Origin of the sequence: Phycicoccus flavus (assembly GCF_004025965.2) — a bacterium.
Classification (GTDB): Bacteria; Actinomycetota; Actinomycetes; order Actinomycetales; family Dermatophilaceae; genus Phycicoccus; species Phycicoccus flavus.
Map to the genome: position 1 here is coordinate 1 of NZ_SAYU02000035.1, position 21,225 is coordinate 21,225.

Genomic DNA, 21,225 nt, shown 5'->3' on the forward strand with positions numbered 1-21,225 from the left:
TCACGAGCCGCGTCCCGACCGTAGGCATTGGCTCCGCCGCGGCGCGCTTCGCGGTGGAGAGGGCTACTTGCCGTGCAGGCAGCGGTCCTGTTGATTCGTCGACAGGGGGATGTCGCTCATGGGGTATTTGGCCCGCTGCGGACCGACGTCGTCGCCTAAGATCCGGCTGTGGCTCAGAAGCGCCCAGAACCGAACACGTTGGACATCTTCGTGGGTAGGTTGACCCGGGGGTCCTCCACGATGCTCGAGTACAACCAGCGCCAGTTCCTGAAGGCGCAGGCGGCCAGGCGAGATCGGACTGTACGTCGTCTCGGCCGCCCAAGCGAGGCGAAGGACGAGGGGTCGAGCTGAACTGTGGAACACCTCGAATCGTGAAGACGTGCTCACTGCAGCTGAAGGCATCTCCGCTGCGCTATGACGCAGCCAGGTGGCGGTGAGGTCTCGGGCGCACGAGCGGGCCTGGGCTGGACAGGTGGTGGGGTCCTGACGACGGGGTGAGGTCGCGCGTCCGCCCGGACTACCGCTGCAGGTCGTCGAACACTTCCGTCGGCAGACGGCGCCCGCCTCCAGACGCGGCGTGACGGCGTCCGTCGGCAACCTGACGGATCGCGAGGCCGGGATCCTAGGCCTTCTGGTCGGAGGAGCCACGACGCGGCAGATCGCCACGCAGCTCTTCCTGGAGCCGGTGACGATCCGAATCCACATCCACACCATCCTGCGCAAGCTGCGGGCAAGGACCGTCAGGCGGCCATCGACCTCTTCACCGGCGGTGAAGGATCCACGGGGAGGTGACGGCCACCGCGCACAACCGCCCTCCGGACGACCCTTTCGGGTAGAAGACCCGGGCGGTCCCGCCCACGGACCGGCGGCGCGGCCCGCCCCTCACAGCGGACCGCGCCGTCGGCCGTCCGCGGTCCCGGTGCCGGGCCACTGGGGAACGGCGACCGTCGCTCACCCCTTGACGGCACCCGAGGTGACTCCGGACCAAGAACCGCTGCCGCCCCGTTACCGCCCTCATCCACGGCCTGCACATCACCAGCAGCGACGCCACCACCGGCGAGATCCTGCGCGAGCTCACCCTCGACACCACCCGCCGATACCAACCCCAACACCAGAAACTCCCCGAACCCTGAGGGTTCGGGGAGTCCGCGATGTCCTGAGACATCACACCTGCGCGCCCGAAGGGATTCGAACCCCTAACCTTCTGATCCGTAGACCGCCGGCCAGGTGTCTGGAGCCGACCCGGCACGCCCACGGCCGACACCCACTGCGGTCGAACGTAGCAGGTCAGGCCGGGTGGACTCCCCGGTGTCGGAACCGGTCGGATGCGGTCGCGCCAGGGCGGACCGCCGATGTCGCGGAGAGGTTCTGGGGCCATTCCGGGGCCAGCACTCGCCGATTCCCAAGATCCAAACTGTCTTACACTGCGTGTTACATTCGCTGGCATGGCCGACACGATCACCTTTCGCCCCGACGAGGACGCCGCTCGAGCACTCGCCGCGCTGACCGCAGACGGCACATCAGTCTCCACCGCGGTCCGGGCCGCACTGATCGACGCCGCCCGTGACCGTGCCCGCACGGCACTGCGCGCCGAGGCCGAGGCGCTGGCCGCCGACGAGCACGACCGGGCCGAAGCCGCACAAGTGCTGAGAGACATGGAGACCCTGCGTGCGTGGTGAGGTCTTCCGGCTGGTGGCGCCCCGAGACGCCCGCGGACACGAGCAGGCACGCACCAGGTACGCGGTCGTCGTCCAGTCCGACTCACTCCCGCTCACGACCTGGCTGGTCGCCCCCACCTCCACCTCGGCACGCCCGGCCAGCTTCAGACCCGAGGTCCTGATCGCCGGCCGGCGCACGCTGGTGCTCGCCGAGCAGACGACCGCCGTCGACCCCAGCCGACTCGGTGACAGCACGGGCCACCTGACCTACAACGAGCTCCGGCGCGTGGAGGCAGCCCTCCGCCTCGTCCTCGATCTGTAGCTGACCAGTTCGCTCAGCGACGAACCCTTGGTGGGAGCCGCCTCCGTCACCACCACAGATCAGTTGTCACCGATCGGTGCAGCAGTCCCCGGCGTACCCCAGACCGTCCTTGGTCGCGATGACGACTCCGGACAGCCGTAGGCGCCGACCCCAAGAAGAGGGCCGGCGCCTACGGGGTGGTGCCGTTGTCAGCCCACGCGGATGAGCCGGTCGACGACGTGCGCTACCTGGACCTGGCCGAGGTTCACGTCCATCCGCTGCGGGTCGACCACGGCGACGACGTCACCGTCGGCGCTGAGCAGCCGGACCGACCCGTCCTGCACCGAGACGGTGAGGCGGTGGCCGCCCGCGGTCGTCAGCGTGTCACCGTCGGCGGCGAGCAGGTTGCGGCTGACCAGGGTCGTGCCGGGCAGCACGTGGTCCAGCAGCAGCTGCTCCACCTGGCCCACCGGCAGGTCCCGGATCTTGCCAGCCGCGGCCCGCTCGTTGGGCAGGCTCTCCCCAGTCAGCTGCGACAGGGCCTTCGTGAAGGCGGTGTCGTCGACGAGGAACACCGTGGCCGACGTCGCCGGGTCGTCGAGCAGCGCCAGGGTCGAGCCCTTCTTCTGCTTCAGCACCCAGCTCTTGGCGAAGGTGAACAGGTCGTAGTCCTCTCCGTTCACCGACTGCCCGTTCTCGGGACCCGAGCCGTCCCGAGCGAGCACCGCACCGACCGAGGTCGCTGTCGCCCACTGCGGCGGCGTGAACGGCGCGATCTCGATGCGGTCGATGATCGGGGCGTTCGGCGAGCGCAGGATCAGGCCGGGGTATTTCGGCCCCCAGACGTCCGAGGCGTAGGTCTCGCCGTCCCAGTTGGGCTCCTCCTCCGAGCGGAAGGAGATGGTGTTCTTCCCGGCCTTCAGGGGCAGATAGACAGTGCGCTCCCAGAAGTTGTTCTCGTGGAACGTCGGAACGAACATCGTCTGCGGGAGCACGAGCTTCCCGTTGACCGAGATGTCGGCGTGCCGGGCGACCGGGTTGGGGTTGTAGTGCGTCGCCGGCACCTGCTCCGGGTTGGAGAACCGCAGCGTCATCGCGTAGGTCCCCGCGGAGTCCGCGGTGACGTCGAAGGTGAGCGTGTTGTCGTTGCCCGGCTCACCGCCGACGCCCTCCACGGCCTGGCCGCCGCTGGCGAGGTCGAGGTCGGAGACGTGGGCATCGCCGCCCAGGCGCGCATCCTCGGCCTCGTAGCTGCGCGGGAGCCAGCTGACGTCGGGGGCGACGACCAGCCGGTCCACCCACGCCGTCCCGGTGACGACGACCTTGTTGACGCCGCCCTCGAGGTAGGCCCGGGCGGTGCCGTCCTTCAGGTACCGGACAGCCCGGCCGTTGACGGTGAGCGAGCCCCGCGCCGTGCCGACGGTGTCGACGTCCAATGCCTGCTCGCCCTCATGTGCTGCGTACACCCAGAAGGTGGCCGTGTCGCCGGACCCGAGTGTCGCGCCGCCGGGGCCGGACACGTCCGCCCCTGCGGGGGCCGTCCAGCTGGTCGTACCGCCGGAGAGCTCGGCGTACTCGCCCTCGTAGACGGAGGCCGCCGCGGCCGGGTTCGGCAGACCGAGGACGATCCGGTCGACGATGGCGTCGCCGGTCGTGTGCCTCGTCCCGTCCTTGCTCTGGACCGACAGCGAGATGGTGTGGGTCCCCTCGGTGAGGTCGACGGTGGTGTCGGCGTGGTCCCAGACCACCCACTTGTAGGCCAGCGGCAGGTGAATCTCCTGCTCCTGGCCACCATCGACCCGCACGAAGACGTTCGTCGGCCCCTGCTCCTGCACCGAGGCGAAGGTGTTGAGGGTGCTGGAGAAGACCTGCAGGTCGTACGTGCCGTCCTGCGGTGCGTCCACGGAGAAGTCGAGGGTGAGGTCGGAGTCGGTGCGCAGGGCGCCGACGTCGCGTCGTCCCGAGGTGTAGAAGCCGCTGACGTTGCTCGGGCTGCCCTCCGGGCCGTTGAGGTAGTACGGGCCACCGGTGTGGCTCGCGGCCTCGGCCTCGTACGACTTCTGCCAGAGCATCGGTGCGACCGAGGTCGAGGTCCCGACGCCGGCCGGTGACACGAGGATCCGGTAGGCCGAGGACTCGGTGAGGGTCGGCAGCGCGTCACCGCCGAAGTCCAGCGCCACCGAGCCGTTGGTCACGGGGACGGTGAGCTCAGCGACGTGGCGGGGTTCCGGCGAGTCGCCGATCTGGCCGGTCCAGGGGATCTCCTCGACGGTCACCCGCACCTGCTCGCCCATCGCTGCCGCGACGTGGTCGAAGGCCACGAGCGAAGGGCCGCTCTTGCCGCCGACGATGGCTTGCGCGAGGTTCTTGTCGGGATCGAGCGTCGCGACACCCTGCAGCGTGTAGCTGGTGTTCGGCTGCGGCGGGGTCACCTTCACGGTGTGCCCGGTCATCCGGGAGTACGCGTTGTACAGCCACCACTGGCCGTTGCCGCGGTTGGTCTGAACGGCCGAGTCGTTGAGGTTCCCGTTGAGGTTCCAGAACGCGATCATCCCGTCGACCTTCTTGTCCTCGAAGGCAGAGATCCACTGGATCATCTGGCCCGGGACGGAGGTGTGGTAGTTGAACGCGTACTCGTCGATGTTGATGGGACGGTCGGTGCCGGTGCCGAAGACCTCGTCCTCCCAGCCCCTCAGACGATCGACGGATGTGCGCACCGAGGCGGGGTTGCTCAGCTCGTGCCAAGTGATGATGTCCGGCGCGGTACCGGCGTCCTTCGTGTGCTGGAGGAAGCCCTTGACCTGGTTGAAGAGAACGCTGGTATTGGGCCCGGCGACCGGCGTGTCCGGCAGCTCCTTCTTGATCATGGCCTGGGCCTTGTCCCACGCGGCGAAGTAGTCGGTGGGGTTGTTGAGCCAGCTGGTGCCGTTGTAGCTCCACCGGCCGGTGCCGAACATGTTGCCCTCGGGCTCGTTGAAGGGCTCGATGACGATGTTGTCGGCCAGGTCCGGGTTCTGCTCGATGACGGCCTTGACCTGGTCCAGCTGGGTCTGCAGGACGCGGAAGTAGTCGTCCAGACGGGCCTGCGGGGTGTCGCCCGGCCACTGGTAGGGGAAGCCGCGGTAGTAGTCCGTCGGGCGGATGTAGATGTCGCCGTTCGTGGTGCGGGCGAGCGGCTTCAGCACCTCGAGGGCGTCCGAGCCCGGGTGCTGCGCGCCGTCCTGGCCCTTGGTGGCGTTGGTCTGCAATCCGAACCCGTCGATGAGGTTGTCGGTGGGCATGCCGTCGTCGTAGAGGCCGTAGAGCGCGCCCGCAGCGCCGCCCTTGAAGGGACCGGTGTCGGTGCCGAGGTCGATGCTGATCTCGCCTTCGCGGATCACCCGGACGGTGGCGGTGACGGCCGTGCCCGCGGCGTCCCCGGCGACGGTGAAGGTGCCGCGCTGGGCGTAGCGGGCGGGGTCCACCGACTCCCAGACGATCGGCACGTTCCGGTCATAACCGTCGCTGTAGGACGTGCGGACCGATGCCGGCAGCGCCGGGGCGGTGCCGATGGTGGTCTGCACCTCGAACTCGGTCCTGGTCGGCGATCCGGCGGTGGGCGGGGTCACCCCCGTCGCGGCGGCGATCTGCTGCGGCGTGAGTGCGGACCCGTAGACCGCGAAGTCGTCGAGTGCTCCCGAGAACAGCGGGTCGGGGTACATCGACTTGCCGAGGAACCCGGACGAGGTCGCGCCCTCCACGAGCTGCGCGGCGGTCGCTGTGGTCGTCGCCGAGGCTACGGCGGCCCCATCGAGGTACGTCGTGACACGGTCGGCGTCGGTGTCGAGAGTGACGGCGACGGTCTTCCAAGACGTGGCGGGCAAGGGGGCGTAGCCGGAGTTCTGCGCCTCGGCACCCGCAGAGTTCGTCGTCACGGCGGTGCGCAGGACGCTGCCGTTGGAGGGAGTGGTGAAGAGATAGCGGTTCGTGCCGCGTCCCAGGTCGAAGATCCGCTGCCACGAACCGCCGGTGCCGTCCCAGCTGACCCGTGCGGTGACGGTGACGCTGGACCGGCCGTCCAGCACGCCCTTGGGAACGCGCACGTAGGCGCCGTTCGAGGACGACGAGCCGCCGGGCAGACGCAAGGCGTCACCGTCCGCGTCACCGGCGACCCTGCTGGCGGTGGCGCCGTTGACGAGGGTGCCATCGAGGCCGTTACCGGAGTCGTCGGCGATGATGCCCGTCGCTGGGTCGTCGTCGAAGGCGTAGTGCACGACCGGGCCAGGCACGTCGACGGCGGTAGGGGCCGCCGAGGCCGGCGTAGCACCGGTGCTGGTGGCCAGCAGGGCAACGACGGCGGCCGCCACCAGTGGTGAACCGGTTCGATGGACAAGTCTGGAAGGGGGTGATGACATCGAGTGCTCCTTTGCAGCTCCGGTGTGCGCCGGGTCGGCGCCTTCCGTGGATCGGGGTGGGCGGCCCATGACCGGGCCGTAGCAGTTAGGGGGTGCGGCGTGCGTGGTCGGCAGCCAGGGTCAGGTACACGGCTGCGGTCCAGGTGTAGGCGCGGTCGCGTAGCCCGGCGCCGGTTCGCGCGTCGAAGTTCTCGGCGAAGCCGGACCGCTCGCACAGGGCCCGGAACCGCGCGCTCACCGTGTCGGCAAGGTCGGGGAACCCGCTCGCGCGCAGGCCGTCTTCGATGAGGGCGGTCGACGGGGCCCAGATCGGACCGCGCCAGTAGCCGTCGTCCTCGTACAGCGGCGAGTTCACCGGCTCCGTCGCGGGCCCGTACTCGGTGAGGTGGCCCTCCAGCCGGGTGGCCAGCAGGTCGCGGACCTCACGCGGCAGGCGCTCGCCGAGGACGAGCGGCAGCAGGTTGAGGAGGCTGGTGACCGTGCTGGGCCGCCCGCTCAGCGCACCGACGGCGACGAACTCCTCGCCGGTCCACAGCCCTTCCAGCATGACCTCGAGCACCTCGTCCCGGGTCTCACGCCACGCCGCCGACGGGTGGCCGAGCTCGTCGGAGAGGTCGGCGAGGACGTCGAGCTGCACGACGAGGAAGCCCGCGAGGTCCGGGGCCTCGATGACGCGGTCGAGGTCGAAGGTGGTCGAGTTGTCCCAGCCGCTGTCGTTGCCGTGCTGGTAGTACGGCAGCACGTGCCCGGGCCGGCGTCGTGAGTCCAGCCAGAACCGGGTCCACCGGACCAGGCCGTCGTGGATGCGGTCGAGCTCGGGGCGGGACAGGGGGCGCGCCGCGGTTGCCCGCAGCCGGCGCAGCGCCCAGCCGTGGATCGGCGGCTTGACGTAGTTGTAGAGGACCTCGGTGTGGGTCAGCGAGTCCGGCAGCGCCCCGCGGTCGTCCTGATGGTCGAAGGGCGCGAGCAGCTGGTCGACCGCGGCGTCCGGGCGACCCGGGGCCAGGGCGAGGGCGTTGAAGCAGTGGTCCCAGCTCCACAGCTTGTCCATCCAGTGCTTGGACATGAGCACCGACTCGCGGGTCATCAGACCGCTGGGCGCCACCGTCGCCGACCACAGCACGTAGGCCGCGCGGCCGGCGGCCGGGGTCCGGGCGTCCCGCCACGGCGCGAGGTCCTCGAGGTAGGCGGCGAAGTCCGCCCGCGAGTCCGCGACGACCTGCTCGAAGGTCCGGAGCGGGGAGGGGATCGTTGTCTGCGAGGTCGACTCGCGCACCTCAGCCTCCCACCAGCCGCCGTCGGCGCCCAGGGTCACCGCGCGGGTCGCCTGCCCGAGCGCCTCGCTACCTTCGACGATGGAGGCCCCGGACAGTACCGAGACCCGGTAGCGGTGCCCGGTCTCGTAGCTGGTGAAGACGAGGGCGTCGTCCACCGGGTCGGTGAAGAGGTAGGTCCCGGTGAAGGGCGTGAGCGCGGCGGCGGCGTCCGAGAGTCGCAGCCCGAGTCCCGACCCCCGCAGCCGCACTGCGTCGGCCCCGTCGAAGGCGGCCTCCACCGTGGCGTCGCCGTCCGACCAGCGGAACACGCCGGGGTCGGCGGACCATGTCGCTTCGACCGGCACGCCGTCCCGCTCGGGGGCCAGCGCGAGGACACCGTGGAAGCCGTTGCGGTGCGAGACCAGGTGCACGAGGTCGCTGTGGGTGTGCAGCGCGACAACGGGTGAGAGGTCCAGCCAGGAGCCGCGCCGCGAGAACGGGATCTCCCGGACGTCGAAGGTGAGGTCGTCGGCGGTCTCGCGGGCGCGGTCGCCGGGCAGCAGGGTGGTGTCGGGGATGGTCATGGGGTCCTTCGGGTCAGTCCTTGACGGCGCCCGCGGTCACGCCGGCGGCGACGTACCGCTGCGCGACGACGAGCAGGATGGCGGTGGGGATCGAGGCGGCGACAGCGGTCGCCATGAGGGCGCCCCACTCCTGGTTCTGCGACCCGATGTAGTCGTAGAGACCCATCGTGATCGGGCGCAGCTTCCCGCCCTCGCGGTTCAGGGTGGAGGCGAATATGAAGTCCGACCAGGCCCAGAGGAACGCGAACAGCGCCACCGTGACAGCCGAGTTGCGGGAGATCGGCAGGACGACCCGGGTGAAGGTCACCCAGGTGTTCGCGCCGTCGACGGCCGCGGCGTTGAGCAGCTCGCGCGGGATGCCGGCCATGAAGGCCGAGAAGAGCATGACCCCGAACGGGATGGCGACCGTGGAGTCGGCGACGACCAGCCCGGGCAGGGTGTCCAGGACGCCGAGGTCGGTGTAGACCGTGTAGAAGCCAAGGGCCATGACCACTGCGGGGATCATCTGGGCGACGATGAGGCAGAAGTTCAGCGCTCGCCGTCCGGGGACGAACAGCGAGGACAGGGCGTAGCCCGCGGGGGCCGAGACGAGCAGGGTGAGCAGCACCGTCCCGAGGCCGACCACGAGGCTGGTCCCGAGGTAGGGCAGCTGGTCCTGGAGCACCAGGCGGTAGTTGTCGAGCGTGAACGCGCGCGGGTAGAGGTCACCGCTGCGAATGGCGCTGCGCCGGGTGAGCGAGACGTTGACCATCCAGTAGAGCGGGAAGAGCATGAGCGCGGTGAGGACCAGGCCGACGCCGGTCTTCCACCAGGTGCGGGGGCTGTCGGTCATCTCATGCCTCCTGGTCCCGGCGCTGTACGACGAGGTAGACGACCCCCATGACGAGGGCCAGGACGAGCAAGATCGTGCCGACCACGGAGGCCTCCGAGTAGCGGATGACGGCGGAGGTGCCCTTCCCGAAGGCCATGCCGTAGGCCCAGGTGGCGAGCGTCTGCGACGTGCCGGTGCCCGTCGTCGTGATCCAGATGATGTCGACGACCTTGAGGGTGTAGACGAACCCGAGGAGCAGCGTGATGGCGCTGACCGGGCGCAGCAGCGGCAGCGTGATGGAGACGAACCGGCGCCAGGCTCCGGCACCGTCGAGCGCGGCGGCCTCGTACAGATCGGCAGGGATGTTCTGCAGGCCGGAGTAGAGGATGACGAGGTTGAACGGGATGCCGAGCCAGATGTTCGCGATGGTCACCGCCCACAGCGAGTTGTCCGCGCCGAGCCACCACACCGGGTCGAGCCCGAACAGCCCCAAGAAACGGTTGAGGATGCCGGAGTCGGCGTCCATCATCCACTGCCAGGTCGTCGCCGAGACGATGATCGGCAGCAACCACGGGACGAGGAAGAGGCCGCGCAGGACGATCGACAGCGGGAAGTGCCGGTGGAAGAACACCGCCAGGCCGAGCCCGATGACGTACTGGAAGACCAGCGAGCCGACGACGAAGACCGCCGTCTGCTGCACGGTCGGGACGAACGCCGGGGCGGTCAGCACCTCGCGGTAGATCTCGGTGCCCACGTAGGGGGCCTCACCGGTGATGTACGTCGCCCGGGTGAAGCGGTGCAGGCTCATCGACACGTTCTCGACGAGCGGGTAGGCGTAGAACACGACGAGGTAGACGACGAGCGGGGCGACGAAGGCGACGCCGGCCCACCGGCGGCGGCGGCGGCGTGGCCGGTCGCCGGCGGCGTCCGCGACCCGGTCGGCCGCGGCCGCGCGCGTGGCCCGGCGCTCCAGCGTCGGCGTTGCTGCGGAGTTCCTGCTCACTGCTCCATACCTCCTCGGTGGGGGGTCCGGGACGGGCTGGTGGTACAGGGCGCCCGCCCGTCCCGGACGGTCCTCAGCCCTGGGTCTCCTGCGCCGCCGCCTCGAACGCGGACTTCACCTGGCCGGCGTCGCCGGCGGCGTTGAGCGCCGCCTGCTCGGCCTTGGACAGGGCCGCAGAGGTCTGCAGGTACGCGGTCCCCAGGTCCGTCGTGCGGCCCTGTGCGTTGTCGATGGCGTCGGTCCAGCTCGTGTAGACCGGCTCGGCGGCGATCTGCTCCGTGCGAGTCTCCTGGTTGGCGGTGAAGTAGCCGAGCATGTTGTCGGTCTTCACCTGGTTGTCCGAGCTGAGCAGGCAGTCGATGACGGCCTTCGCGGCGGCATAGTGCGCCTGCGCGTTCTCCTTGTGCAGCGGCACCACACCGAACTCGCCACCGGTCGGGACCGGGGCAGCGCCGCCGTCCTTCGCGGGGATCGGCATCATCGCGATCGGGAACTTCTCATCCGCCGCGGACTTGGCGAACCACGACCCGTTCTCAGCGAAGCCGTAGTCACCGGTGAGGAAGAGGTCCCAGGAGGCCGACTGGTTGTCGGTGATGGCCGACTTCGGGGCGTAGCCCTTGCCGATCCAGTCCGAGACCAGCTGGCCGGCCGCCACGGCCTCCGGCGAGCCGATGTCCTTGAGGTTCGCGCCCGCGCCCCAGAACCACGGAAGGAACTGGAAGGTCCCCTCCTCGCCCGGGATGCCGGCGAAGGTGATGCCCTTGTGGCCGGCGCCGGTGACCTTCTCCAGCGCCGCGTTCAGGCTCGCCCAGTCGGTGATGCCCGAGGGGTCGACGCCCGCGTCCTTCAGCACCTTCTCGTTGTAGTAGAGGCCGAGAGTGTTCGCGCCGAGGGGCACGCCGTAGGTCTTGCCGTCGACGGTGCCGGGGCCGGCGAGGTTCGGGTCCGCGTCCGAGGCGGCGATCCCGACCTCGTCGATCGGGACGAGCAGACCGGACGCGGAGGCCTCGGGCACCGCCGGGTTGTCCAGGAACACGACCTCGGGCGCGTTGTCCTCCTTGACCGCGGTCGTGAGGTTGTTGATGAGGTCGGTGTTCGGCGCGGCCGTCCGGGTGATGGTGGCACCCTCGGGGGCGCACGCCTGGACGTACTTCGCCCAGTCGCTGCTGTCGTCGTACTGGGGGTAGGGGTCCCAGAAGCCGATGTTCGTCACGGCTGCGGACGAGCCACCGCCGGAGCTCGCGGAGTCGTCGGAGCCGCAGGCCGCGACCGTCGTCGACAGCGCGGCCACGAGGAGGAGGGCGGCGGATCGCCGGACCGTGCGGGTGGTGTTCATTGCGTGTCCTTCCACGTCGTTGTGAGAGCGATTGCGTTGGTGTTGAACCGGTTCGACAGTGCCGTCGTGAGAGCCGTGCTGGGGCGACGGCCGTGGCCTACCGGGTGCTACCTCGGTCCCGCAACACGGGTGCCACGAACCGGAGGATGGGTGGGCCCGCGTCGGCCGCTGAAGCGATGCGGGCGATGAGCCGCGAGACCGCCTGCCGGCCGAGGTCGTCGGCTGCGGACTCGACGGCGGTGTACGGCAGGGAGAACTCCTCGCCGAAGTCCCGGGAGTAGAGGCTGACGACACTGAGGTCGTCGGGGACCCGGACGCCGCGCTCGCGCAGGATGGGAGGGAGGGCGGCGATGGTGGCGTCGTTGTGGACGATGAGACCGGTGGCGCCGGGGTGGGCGTCCAGGACGGCGTGCACGGACTCGGCGATGGCCGGCTGCCGGGACTCGCCGTGGTACACGTGGATCTGCAGACCGTACCGGGCCGCCCGCTCCACGGCGGCGTCCCGGAACCGCCAGGCGTACGAGCCGCCGCGGTCGACGACGTGCTGGGGCGGGGCGATCAGCAGCAGCTCGCGGTGGCCGCGCTCCTGCAGGTGGTCCACGAGCATCCGGGCGGCCTCGCCGAAGTCGAGGTCGACGATGTCCAGACCGCGGGTGTCGCGGGCCAGGCCCAGCAGGACACCGGGCTTGGAGACCGCTCGCAACGCCTCGAGCCGCGGGTCGTCCGCGGTGACGTCGAGCAGGACGATGCCGTCGACCATGTGCGAGTCGGCGATGCGGTGGATCGCCGACGGGCCGTCGGGGTCGGTGACCATGAGGATGTCGTAGCCGAGCTCGCGGGCCTGCATGGAGATGGGGAGGACGTACTGGAGCATCGCCGGTGCGAACTCGTCCTGGTGGAACTGCAGCAGGAGGCCGAGGACCATGGTCTGCGAGGTGGCCAGGGCCCGCGCCCCGGCGTTCGGGGTGAACCCGAGGTCGCTGATCGCCTGCTGCACCCGACGCCGGGTGTCGGAGGAGATGGTGCGCTTGCCGGACAAGGCGTACGACACCGTGCTCCGGGAGACGCCCGCCTGCCGGGCAACGTCCTCGATCGTCGCCACGCCGCACCTCCCGTTCTTCGTCGAACCGGTTCGACTCCGAACCGTTGACGACGAGTGTGGGCGATCGCGGAGCGTCCGTCAAGGGGCAACATCACGCGTCTTCGTCGGTTTACACGTCCCCGACCCGTTCAGGTGGCGCACCGAGGTCGTCATTGACCGGCCGGGACGTGGCCGCAGGGTTGCGGATGTCCGGCCCGATGAGGTCGGCGATGGCGTCGCCCATTCGTGCTTCCGCTCCGGTTCTTGGTCAGCACAGACACCGGATCGCCACGGTCCCCTTGATGAGATCGACGGTCGTGTTGGTGTCGACGGGTCAGCGAGATGCCAAGCCGTCTGCGACGGAGAAGACCAGATCACATCGCAATCAGGGCGAGACCTTCACAGTCGACCCACCAGGTACTGGGCTTCGCCGTTGCCGAAGCTCCAGTCATCCGTCCCGTTGGTCATGATCGAGACGAAGAGGTCTTGGGGGTCCAGGCCGGTGCGGTCCTGTAGTCGTTCGGCCAGAAGGCTGTAAAGCCGCTTCTTCATGTCGGGAGTGCGTGGGCTGGTGAAGATGTGCACCACGACGGCCCGCTCGGTGCGCTCGAACCCGAGACCGGTGTCCAGGATGATCATCTGACCCAACGCATGCTGCGTGACGATCTGGTAGCGGTCATCGGCGGGCACTTCGAAGGCGTCGACGACACAGTCCTGGACGGTGTCCGCGAGGCGACGTAGCTCGTCGGCGCTACGACCCTCGTTGATGTCGATCCTGACCAATGGCATGGCGGGCCTCTCACTGAACCGAAGTGGTGACATGTGAAGTGTGCCACCGCCTCGGTGCCGCAGTGGCGCGGCACCGTGTGGCCGGGGTGATCAACCGGCAGCGGTCACCGACGCATCCTTGGACCCGCAGTCGGCCCGGTCACGGACGCCGGCAAGGGCGAGGTCCTCATCTTCGAATCGTCCCCACGCGAACACTGGCGCACGTTCTGGTGCGCTAACCCACCGGACCGGCTGGGCCCGGAGAACCAACGCCGCTCCGTCGTCGGGATCCCGTCCCAACGACGCCGCCGTCATCCGCCTCATCGGAATGTCCCGGCCGACACCCACGACGAGTGGACCCCCGACGAACGCCGCAATCTCTCCGAGGCATGCGCGAGCAGGATCGTCACGACCGGCAATGGTGACCTCGTCGCCCTCACCCAGGGCTGACCGATGGGCACCACGACGACCTTGAAGCACAGCTCCCCGCGGGACGCGTACTCCTTGCCACTTCCCGCGAGGCCGCGAGGGGCGCACCGGGGCACGACACGGCTGAGCCGGGCGCCCGCTGCGTTTTGGACAGCGTGAAGGAACTCCCCGGATCCCGGACGCGCGACCGTCGGCTCGGCCGTTCACGCGACCTTGGACATCGCCGTGCCCTCCAGAGGTCTGCTGCGAGTTTGCGGCCACATAGAGCCTCCCGACGTACCGGGCTACGGCCGCGTGGCGTCATCGAACGGAAGGGGGCGAGACCAGAGCGAGAAAGTGCTGGACGGCCGTCCACGCCTCGTCGCCGGACTTCGAGCCCGGGAGCGGCGTCGGCGCAACCACACCGATGTAGCCGTCCGGCCGGACCAGAACCAGCCCTGATCCCGGCATGCCGTAGACGCTCCGGAGCGCGCTGCTCGGCTCCGGCACCAGGACGGTCACGACCTGCGCACCCGCCCGCGGGAAGTCCAGCCCGGCGACCGCCGCACCGGCCTCCGCGCCCAGAGCGAGAAGGGTGAAGTGCGGCCCACGAAATGCCCGGTGCAGCCGCCCGTGGCGTCCTCGGTCGTCGACATAGACGGCGTCGGGGGCGCGGTCCCCGGCGACCAGGCGGCCAGTGGCCGCTCCCTTCCCCGCCAGCGGGCCACCCTTGTAGCTCAGGCGCAGCTGGCGCTCCTCGTCCCCGCGGGAGGCACCGGCGAGCGGACGGCTGCTCATGCTCGCGTAGATCTCGCTGGACAGCCCAAGGACGCGGGCCGCGACGGGCTGCCGCTCGGTCTCGTAGGAATCCAGCAACGCGTCGGGAGCTCCCGCGAGCACCTGGGCCAGCTTCCAGCCGAGGTTGTAGGCGTCCTGGATTCCGGTGTTCATGCCCTGCGCACCGGTGGGGGGGTGGACATGTGCGGCATCCCCGACGAGGAGGACGTCACCGTGACGGTAGCGCCGCGCAAGACGGATGTTGGGACGCCAAACCGAGGACCAGTGCACCTCCTCGATGGCGATGTCGGCCTTCCCCACGAAGTCCTCGACCATGCGCCGCACCGTGGCCTGATCTACGTCTGCGCTCTCGTCGGGGCGCAGCTTGAGCATGAGCTGGAACCTTCCGTCGGGCAGAGGACACAGGGCCATGAATCGTCCGGCGTGCCGGGGCCAGATGTGCCAGCGGTTCCGGGACAGCCCGCTCAGGGTGAGGTCGGCGACGACCATCCGGTCACTCTCGTCCGTCGTTCCCGGGAACTCGATGCCCGCGCCGGAGCGGACGGTGCTGCCGCCCCCGTCCGCTCCCACGAGGTAGCGCGCCCGCACCCTCTCGAGCCGGCCGTCGGCGTGCTCGAGGTCGGCGAGGACCCCACGGTCCTCTTGCGAGTGGCCGACCAGTCGGACGCCGTGATGGACCCCGCCGCCGAGTTCGGCGAGCCGGCGGCGCAGGGCGGCGTCGGTGTCGTACTGCGCGACGAGCAGGGTGTTCGGATGAGGAACGTCCTCGGAGGCCGCGTGGTGCTTGATCATCGTCTTGGGGAGGGTGACCGGTCCGAGGTGGATTCCGAGCTTCGGATAGAGCGTGCTGTGCGCCTCGATGTCAGCGAGCGCGCCCAGGTCGTCCAGGACCTCGCAGGTCCGCGGCTGAACTCCTTTGGCCCGCGAGCCCTCGAAACCTCCGGCGGCGGCGCTCACGATCCGGTGCCGTACGTCGCGGCGCTGCAGGTCGCAGGCCAAGACGAGTCCGGCCGGGCCCGCACCGACGATCAGCACCTCGACGTCCGTGGGGTGCGCGTCGTCGTCCGACGCCTCGGGGACAGGCTGCCCACCCGAGCCGCTTCGTGTATTGATCGTCTCGTTCATCGTGCACGCCCCTTTGCCCTGGTCATCACAGATAACTTGTGTTCGAAATATCCTGGTCGCGGACCGTTTCTCGGTCGCTGCGCGTGGCCTCAGAGCCAGCCGACCCAGCGCCGCACGGCCCGACCCATGACGAGTGCGAGGTCGTCCCCGGCGAGCCATGGCAGCTCCTCGGCGAAAGCCGTGACGCACTCACGCCAGCTACAGGGCATCCGGGTGATGTCGCTCCCCCAGAAGACGCGCTCCGGGCCGAAGGCGTCGAGCGTGCGACGCAGCACCTCGTGGGTGCTCTCGAAGGGGTAAAGATCGGTCGCCATGCTCGGGACGCCGCTCGCCTTGACGGCCACGTTCGGCCGCTGGGCGAGCTTGAGCAGGGTGTCGAGGTGCGCGGCAGCCTCGGGCAAGCCCAGGAACGGCAGAACACCCAGGTGGTCGACGACCAGTCGGGTCGCCGGGAACCGAGTGGCGATGTCGCCGACGAGTGGGATCTGGGCCGGGTGGACCATGAGGGCGACGGGCAGCTCGAGCTCGTCGGCTCTCTCCCACACCCAGTCCAGGTCCCCGGTGGCAAGCCGCTCGGCGAGGTCGGGCATGGCCAGTACGAAGCGCAGCCCGAGCATCCCAGGGCGTTCCATGAGCCGGTCGACCTCCCGGGGCGCCGGCTCGCCCTCGAGCGGGAACCAGCCCAAGGAGGCGATACGGTCCGGCTGCTGGGCGGCGACCTCGGCGGCATAGTCGTTGGCTCTCGGGTCCCAGATGGCGGGGCAGTTCAGGGCACGGTCGACCCCGGCGGTATCCATCTCGGCCAGCGCCTCCTCGACGAGGAAGGGGGTCTGGCGATGATGCTGCGGCGCGCCCCCGCCCTGCCAGAGGTGGATCTGTGCGTCGACGATCTCGACATCGTGCTCCATCTCGATCGGCCCTTTCCTCAGTCCGCGCCGCGCGCACCAGCCGCGCGCGCATCCAGTCGGCCACGAGGTCGTCCCGGTCCTCGCGGTGGTTGTAGACGCAGTGGTCGCCGTCGGAGAAGACGACCAACTCGCGCTCCGCGGTCGGCGCGGCATGCAGTACCGCCTGCACCAGCTCGTCCGACACCAAGGGGTCCCGCCCGCCGTGCACGACGAGCAATGGGTAGCCCTCGCCCGGGCCGGGTGCGGTGGGGTCGACGCTGCTCCAGTCTCGGCTGGCCTCCTCGTCGGTGGCGGCGTCGCAGAACGCTTTCATCTTCGCGAAGAACGTCCCGATCTCCGGCGGCACCTGGCCCGGGGCGGGGACTCCGCCGTTGTCACAGACCGCCCGCACCCTCGCGTCGGCGGCCGCCAGCGCCATTGCGAAGGACCCACCCATGCTGTTGCCGACAATTCCGACCGGCACCCCCGGCGTGCGGCCCTCGATGGCAGCCAGGACGCTGCGGTAGGCCGCCTGCCAGCTCGGGGTGAGGTACACCCCGTATCGCATCCGGCTCTCCCCTTGACCCGGACCGTCGACAAGGTAGGCGTCGATCCCCCGCGCCGCCAGCGCCAGTCCCATGACGTCGAAGTCCATCGCATACCCCTCGACGCCACCGACGACGAGCGCCGCCCCGACCGGTTCGCGCTCGGGGACGTGCCAGGAGACCAGCCGTCCCTCGGGCGAGTCCACCTCGAGGCGGAACCGGTCGCCGGTGATCTCGGCCGCCTGCGAGTACAGGTCCGCCGCACGGATGTGGATCTCCCGACGCTCGTCGGTGTCCACGAGCATCATCATCTGGCTCATCCGCACCAGGGCCGACGCTCTCCGCAGCAACGCCGCATGGGTCGGAGGGGACGGCTCGGGCCAGTGCGCACCGAGGCTGTCGAGGCACACACGCGCCGTTGCCGCTGCCGCCTGCTGCCAGGGCGTCCCGCCGAGCACCTGCGCGCGCAGCTCCACGGCGTCCGCGGAGCCGACGCCGTAGCCCAAGAGTCGCTCGACGGAGAACTGACGCAGCGCCGCCCGGTCGGAGGCCCCGAGTCCGCTCAACGACTCCTCGGCCGCGGGCCGGCGCCCGAGGAACTCCCGGGTGGTGGCCCGGACTCCGGTCGTCTTCATCGGGGCATGTTCGGACCTGGCCATCTCTTCCTTTCACCACGGTGGTCGGCGTCGGCGTCCCGCCTTTTCGGCTACAGCGTAGCCGTTACTGAGGCGGGCAGCGACCATCCGCCATCTCCACGGCCTCCGCGGCATCGACACGGCTGGGACACGCGATGATGGACGCGCGCATCCATAGACCGGAGGTCCTCACGTGTCGGCGCAGGAACCCGTTCGCCCCGTTCGTCGAGGGGTGGGGCGACCAAAGCTGCCCTTCGAACACATGGTCGCCATAGCGCTGCAGATCATCGACGAGAACGGTGCGGACGCCCTCACATTGCGGGCTCTTGCGCAGCGGCTCGGGTCGAGCACCGCCACGATCTACCGTCACGTGCAGAACCGGGCCGACCTGATGGAGCACGTCGTCGAGCGTGTGCTCGGGGAGGTGCAGGTCGAGGAGATCGCGCTCGAGGACGCGGACTGGACCGTGGCGTTCCGCGCCATCGGACGTGGCCTCTTCGACGCCATCGGCCACCATCCCCACGTGGCGCCGGTGCTCGCCGAGACGGTACCGACCGGGCCGAACGCCATGGCGCTACGAGAGCGCGGCGTCGCCGTCCTGCTCGCCCACGGATTCGAGCCCGAGCCGGCCAGGGTCCTTACGGCGTCGTTCGCGCGGTTGGTCATTGGTTTCGCGATGCAGCTGCGCTCCGGGCCCGACGCCGAGCGTGCGGAGGCCGAGGCTCGAGAGCGGCTCCGGACCGCCGACCCGGACCGGTACCCGGCGCTGCGCGAGACCGCCGCCGCCGGCACGTCCTCACTCGGACAGGAGCTCGACCTCGCCCTCGACCTGTTCCTCGCCGGCATGGCGCGCGCCGCGGCCGTCGATCACACCCCCTGACGCTGAACGGGGCGACCCGTATCCCCCTGCGTCCTCGTGGCCGCTGCGGAGCCACCGTGAAGGCCGCACCCGCTGGGCCAGTCACACCCGCCGGGGCCGGGGCGCCGTATGCGGTGCTCGATTCCGAGCTCCCCGTCGTCGTACGGGCGGATGGCCGGCGTACTTGCAGTTGTGCCACATCTGCAAGTCAACTCTCGTCAGATGACCGGCGTTACGACACCAAGGATCAGCACGGGCGGTGTAGGAGGTTGGACAGACGGACCGTGGCTCTTGATCCGGCAGTTATCTGATGACTAACGTGATGCCAGCCGGGCGGATGCACGCCTCCGGCAACGCTGAACCAGAAACGCACGGGAATGATGGGAGCAGAGATGTCCTTCATAGCGGCTCGAGTCCACCACGTCGGACTCATCGTCACCGATCTGGAGAGGTCGATGGCCTTCGACAACGATCTGTTCGACAAAGAACCGGACATCCTCACCACCGTCGACAACTCGGCAGGACTGTCGCGGCAGTTCGGCGTCGGTGAGGAGCCCGGCGACGCAGTGGCCAAGATCGCCTTCTACCACGTCGACAACACCTCGGTCGAGCTGATCCAGGTGACCAAGCCAGGCGATGATCTCGTCCAGCCACCCGTCCACCAGGCCGGGGCCAAGCACCTGTGCTTCCAGACCGACGACATCCAAGCCGCGTACGACGATCTGGTGTCGCGCGGGATCGAGTTCCAGTCGACACCCACCTGGTTCACACAGGACCAACCTGACCTCGATGGAGTCAAGTTCGCCTACTTCTTCGACCCTGACGGCAACTTTCTCGAGATCATGGAAGATCCCGGCAAGGCGGGTTACATCGGGTCCGAGCAGAAGGCGGGCCTCCCCCGCGGCTGAATGAAAGCCACAGATGTCGTCGGACTGGGGAGACGTGGACGATGTTTGCGAAAGGTTCGCAGTTTAACGACCACCTCACCCTCGGCGCTTGCCCCCGCGTCAAATTGGAGGCGACGACGCGTTCTAGGGTCGTGGCCGGCGACGCCGACTCCTGGATGAGAAGGGGACGACGTGCGACTTCTGCTCGTTGAGGACGACGCAGCAACGGCAGCCGCTGTCGCGCGGGGCCTGCAGATGCGGGGCTATCACGTCGATGTCTCGAGCGGCGGGTCGGATGCTCTACTGCGCGATCACGACGACTACGACGCCGCAATCATCGACCTCAGCCTCGGGGACGCGGTAGACGGAGTCGACGTCTGCCGCACGTTACGTGAGCGGGGCTTCTGGGGTGCTGTCTTGATTGTCACGGCGCGAGCCGGCGTCCACGACCGCGTGCTCGGTCTCGACGCGGGAGCAGATGACTACATCGCCAAGCCCTTCACCCTCATCGAGCTCGCCGCCCGCGTCCGCGCGCACACTCGGCGCCCACCTGACAGCCGGCCCGTCGTTCTCGGCGTGGGCGACCTGACGCTCGATCCGGCGTCGATGCGGTGCTGGCGCGGTGGCGTGGAGATCGAGTTGACCCGACGGGAGTTCGCCGTGCTGCAGGTCCTGATGCGACACCCCGGGCAGGTTCTGACCCGAGGCGTCATCCTGACCCGAGCCTGGGAGGATCCAGACGCTGTCGACTCCAACGTCGTCGACCAGACGGTTCGCTACCTCCGTCGCAAGATCGACCTGCCCTTCGGCCTGGACGAAATCCAGACGGTACGGGGCGTCGGATATCGACTGCACGCCAGTGGCAGTCGCAGATCTCGAAGCCGCGGGGACGTCACCCCTGTCGAGGGCAGGTCAGGCCGCCTATCGGGGCGAACGACGGCTCTGACATCGTCGTGACATAAAGGGTCGATAGAACGGCGCCGACGCGCCGACCGGCTCGTCGTCCACGGCTATCCCTGGAGGCAGTCGCCATGACGTCGAACCCACCTGACAGCACCGACACGCAGGACGGCGACTCCAACGACACCGGACAAACGCCGAGTCGGATGGCGGGGTTGTACGGAAGCTCACCCGGGCTCAACATGGCGGCCGCCTCCGGCGCCGAGCTCATCGGGACCTTCCTTCTCGTCCTGGCCATCGCCTCCACGGCCGTCGCAGGCACCTTGCGAGACCCGGCGGTCGGCGGTGCGTACAACTCGCTGTCCATGCCGCTCGTCAACGGTTTGAGCCTGGCCGCGCTCGCAGTCGCGTTCGGTCACGTCAGCGGCGCCCATTTCAACCCAGCGGTGACCGTCGCGCTGGCGGTGACCAAGCGGTTTCCTTGGGGGAGCGTGGCGCCGTACATCGGCGCACAGATGGTCGGCGGAGTCCTGGCGGCCCTCCTCACGTGGGCGATGTTCGGCTCCGCCGCTCGGTCGGATGCGGGTCTGGGGGCGACTGCGCCGGCGGACGGAGTGTCGTCGCTGACGGTGCTCCTGGTCGAGACGGTCGTGACGTTCCTGCTCATGATGGTCGTCATCGCGGCGACCACCGACGAACGGGCTCCGGGAGCGGCGGCACCCCTCGCGGTCGGCTTCGCGCTGGCGGCGGCTGTCTTCATTGCCGCCCCCCTCACCGGGGCCGGAGTCAACCCCGCGCGAGCGCTCGGCCCGATGCTTGCCGCCGGCACGATGACGGCCTGGTGGGCCTACCTCGTCGGTCCGATCGTCGGCGCCGTCCTCGCAGCTGTCGCGTACGACCGATTCGTGGGCAAGGCCACGGCGCCCGACTGATCGCAGTCGGTTCCTCCATGACTCCTGCGGCTCCCGGACTGACACGCGTGGGGCGTT

At 69.4% G+C, this 21,225-nt stretch carries 15 protein-coding genes and 3 pseudogenes; 8 read left to right on the forward strand and 10 right to left on the reverse strand.

The genetic code is table 11. The annotated features are described in order from the left end of the window. Positions 1-577: 577 nt before the first annotated feature. The 4 genes and pseudogenes from EPD83_RS21130 to EPD83_RS11515 form a co-directional block, all read left to right on the forward strand. Positions 578-724, forward strand: a pseudogene (locus tag EPD83_RS21130) (LuxR C-terminal-related transcriptional regulator); the annotation flags it as partial. A 280-nt stretch (positions 725-1,004) separates the two neighbouring features. Then, positions 1,005-1,133, forward strand: a pseudogene (locus tag EPD83_RS21135) (IS481 family transposase); the annotation flags it as partial. Positions 1,134-1,445: 312 nt separating this feature from the next. After that, positions 1,446-1,679, forward strand: coding sequence for a hypothetical protein (locus EPD83_RS21140; RefSeq protein WP_128365221.1), 234 nt, complete (start codon positions 1,446-1,448; stop codon positions 1,677-1,679). Further along, positions 1,669-1,980 carry a type II toxin-antitoxin system PemK/MazF family toxin gene (locus tag EPD83_RS11515; RefSeq protein ID WP_128365220.1) on the forward strand — a complete coding sequence of 104 codons (312 nt, stop codon included), beginning with the start codon at positions 1,669-1,671 and terminating at the stop codon, positions 1,978-1,980. Before EPD83_RS21140 ends, EPD83_RS11515 begins: the two co-directional genes overlap by 11 nt. Positions 1,981-2,168: 188 nt before the next feature. Here the strand turns inward: EPD83_RS11515 and EPD83_RS11520 are convergent, their stop codons facing one another. The 10 genes and pseudogenes from EPD83_RS11520 to EPD83_RS21080 all read right to left on the reverse strand — a co-directional run. Continuing rightward, positions 2,169-6,227 (reverse strand): LamG-like jellyroll fold domain-containing protein, encoded by a 4,059-nt coding sequence (locus tag EPD83_RS11520; RefSeq protein ID WP_235950529.1) that lies wholly within the window; start codon positions 6,225-6,227, stop codon positions 2,169-2,171. 211 nt (positions 6,228-6,438) lie between these two features. Continuing rightward, positions 6,439-8,193, reverse strand: a complete 1,755-nt coding sequence (locus tag EPD83_RS11525; protein ID WP_128365218.1) for an amylo-alpha-1,6-glucosidase — start codon at positions 8,191-8,193, stop codon at positions 6,439-6,441. Positions 8,194-8,206: 13 nt separating this feature from the next. After that, entirely contained in the window at positions 8,207-9,025 is an 819-nt protein-coding gene (locus tag EPD83_RS11530; RefSeq protein WP_128365217.1) for a carbohydrate ABC transporter permease, read from the reverse strand. Between the two features lies 1 nt (position 9,026). Continuing rightward, positions 9,027-10,007, reverse strand: a complete 981-nt coding sequence (locus EPD83_RS11535; protein ID WP_235950527.1) for a carbohydrate ABC transporter permease — start codon at positions 10,005-10,007, stop codon at positions 9,027-9,029. 73 nt (positions 10,008-10,080) lie between these two features. Beyond that, positions 10,081-11,343 (reverse strand): sugar ABC transporter substrate-binding protein, encoded by a 1,263-nt coding sequence (locus EPD83_RS11540; RefSeq protein ID WP_128365216.1) that lies wholly within the window; start codon positions 11,341-11,343, stop codon positions 10,081-10,083. Positions 11,344-11,440: 97 nt separating this feature from the next. Then, on the reverse strand, positions 11,441-12,445 hold the full coding sequence (locus EPD83_RS11545; protein WP_128365215.1) for a LacI family DNA-binding transcriptional regulator: 1,005 nt from the start codon (positions 12,443-12,445) through the stop codon (positions 11,441-11,443). 378 nt (positions 12,446-12,823) lie between these two features. After that, positions 12,824-13,213: a tautomerase family protein gene (locus tag EPD83_RS11550; protein WP_128365214.1), complete on the reverse strand. Its 390-nt coding sequence runs from the start codon at positions 13,211-13,213 to the stop codon at positions 12,824-12,826. Between the two features lie 708 nt (positions 13,214-13,921). After that, positions 13,922-15,523: an FAD-dependent monooxygenase gene (locus tag EPD83_RS11555; RefSeq protein WP_128365227.1), complete on the reverse strand. Its 1,602-nt coding sequence runs from the start codon at positions 15,521-15,523 to the stop codon at positions 13,922-13,924. 89 nt (positions 15,524-15,612) lie between these two features. Further along, complete coding sequence (locus EPD83_RS11560; RefSeq protein ID WP_164896066.1) at positions 15,613-16,431, reverse strand: amidohydrolase family protein; 819 nt, start codon at positions 16,429-16,431, stop codon at positions 15,613-15,615. 400 nt (positions 16,432-16,831) lie between these two features. After that, positions 16,832-17,614: pseudogene (locus EPD83_RS21080) on the reverse strand (alpha/beta hydrolase); the annotation flags it as partial. Positions 17,615-17,852: 238 nt separating this feature from the next. Between EPD83_RS21080 and EPD83_RS11570 the strand changes: the two are divergent. The 4 genes from EPD83_RS11570 (at position 17,853) to EPD83_RS11585 (ending at position 21,168) form a co-directional block, all read left to right on the forward strand. Continuing rightward, complete coding sequence (locus EPD83_RS11570) at positions 17,853-18,470, forward strand: TetR/AcrR family transcriptional regulator (RefSeq protein ID WP_128365212.1); 618 nt, start codon at positions 17,853-17,855, stop codon at positions 18,468-18,470. A 371-nt stretch (positions 18,471-18,841) separates the two neighbouring features. Continuing rightward, positions 18,842-19,357, forward strand: coding sequence for a VOC family protein (locus EPD83_RS11575; protein ID WP_164896064.1), 516 nt, complete (start codon positions 18,842-18,844; stop codon positions 19,355-19,357). Positions 19,358-19,528: 171 nt separating this feature from the next. Further along, positions 19,529-20,293 carry a response regulator transcription factor gene (locus tag EPD83_RS11580; protein WP_128365210.1) on the forward strand — a complete coding sequence of 255 codons (765 nt, stop codon included), beginning with the start codon at positions 19,529-19,531 and terminating at the stop codon, positions 20,291-20,293. 74 nt (positions 20,294-20,367) lie between these two features. Continuing rightward, complete coding sequence (locus EPD83_RS11585; protein WP_205859502.1) at positions 20,368-21,168, forward strand: MIP/aquaporin family protein; 801 nt, start codon at positions 20,368-20,370, stop codon at positions 21,166-21,168. The last annotated feature ends 57 nt before the right edge of the window (positions 21,169-21,225 follow it).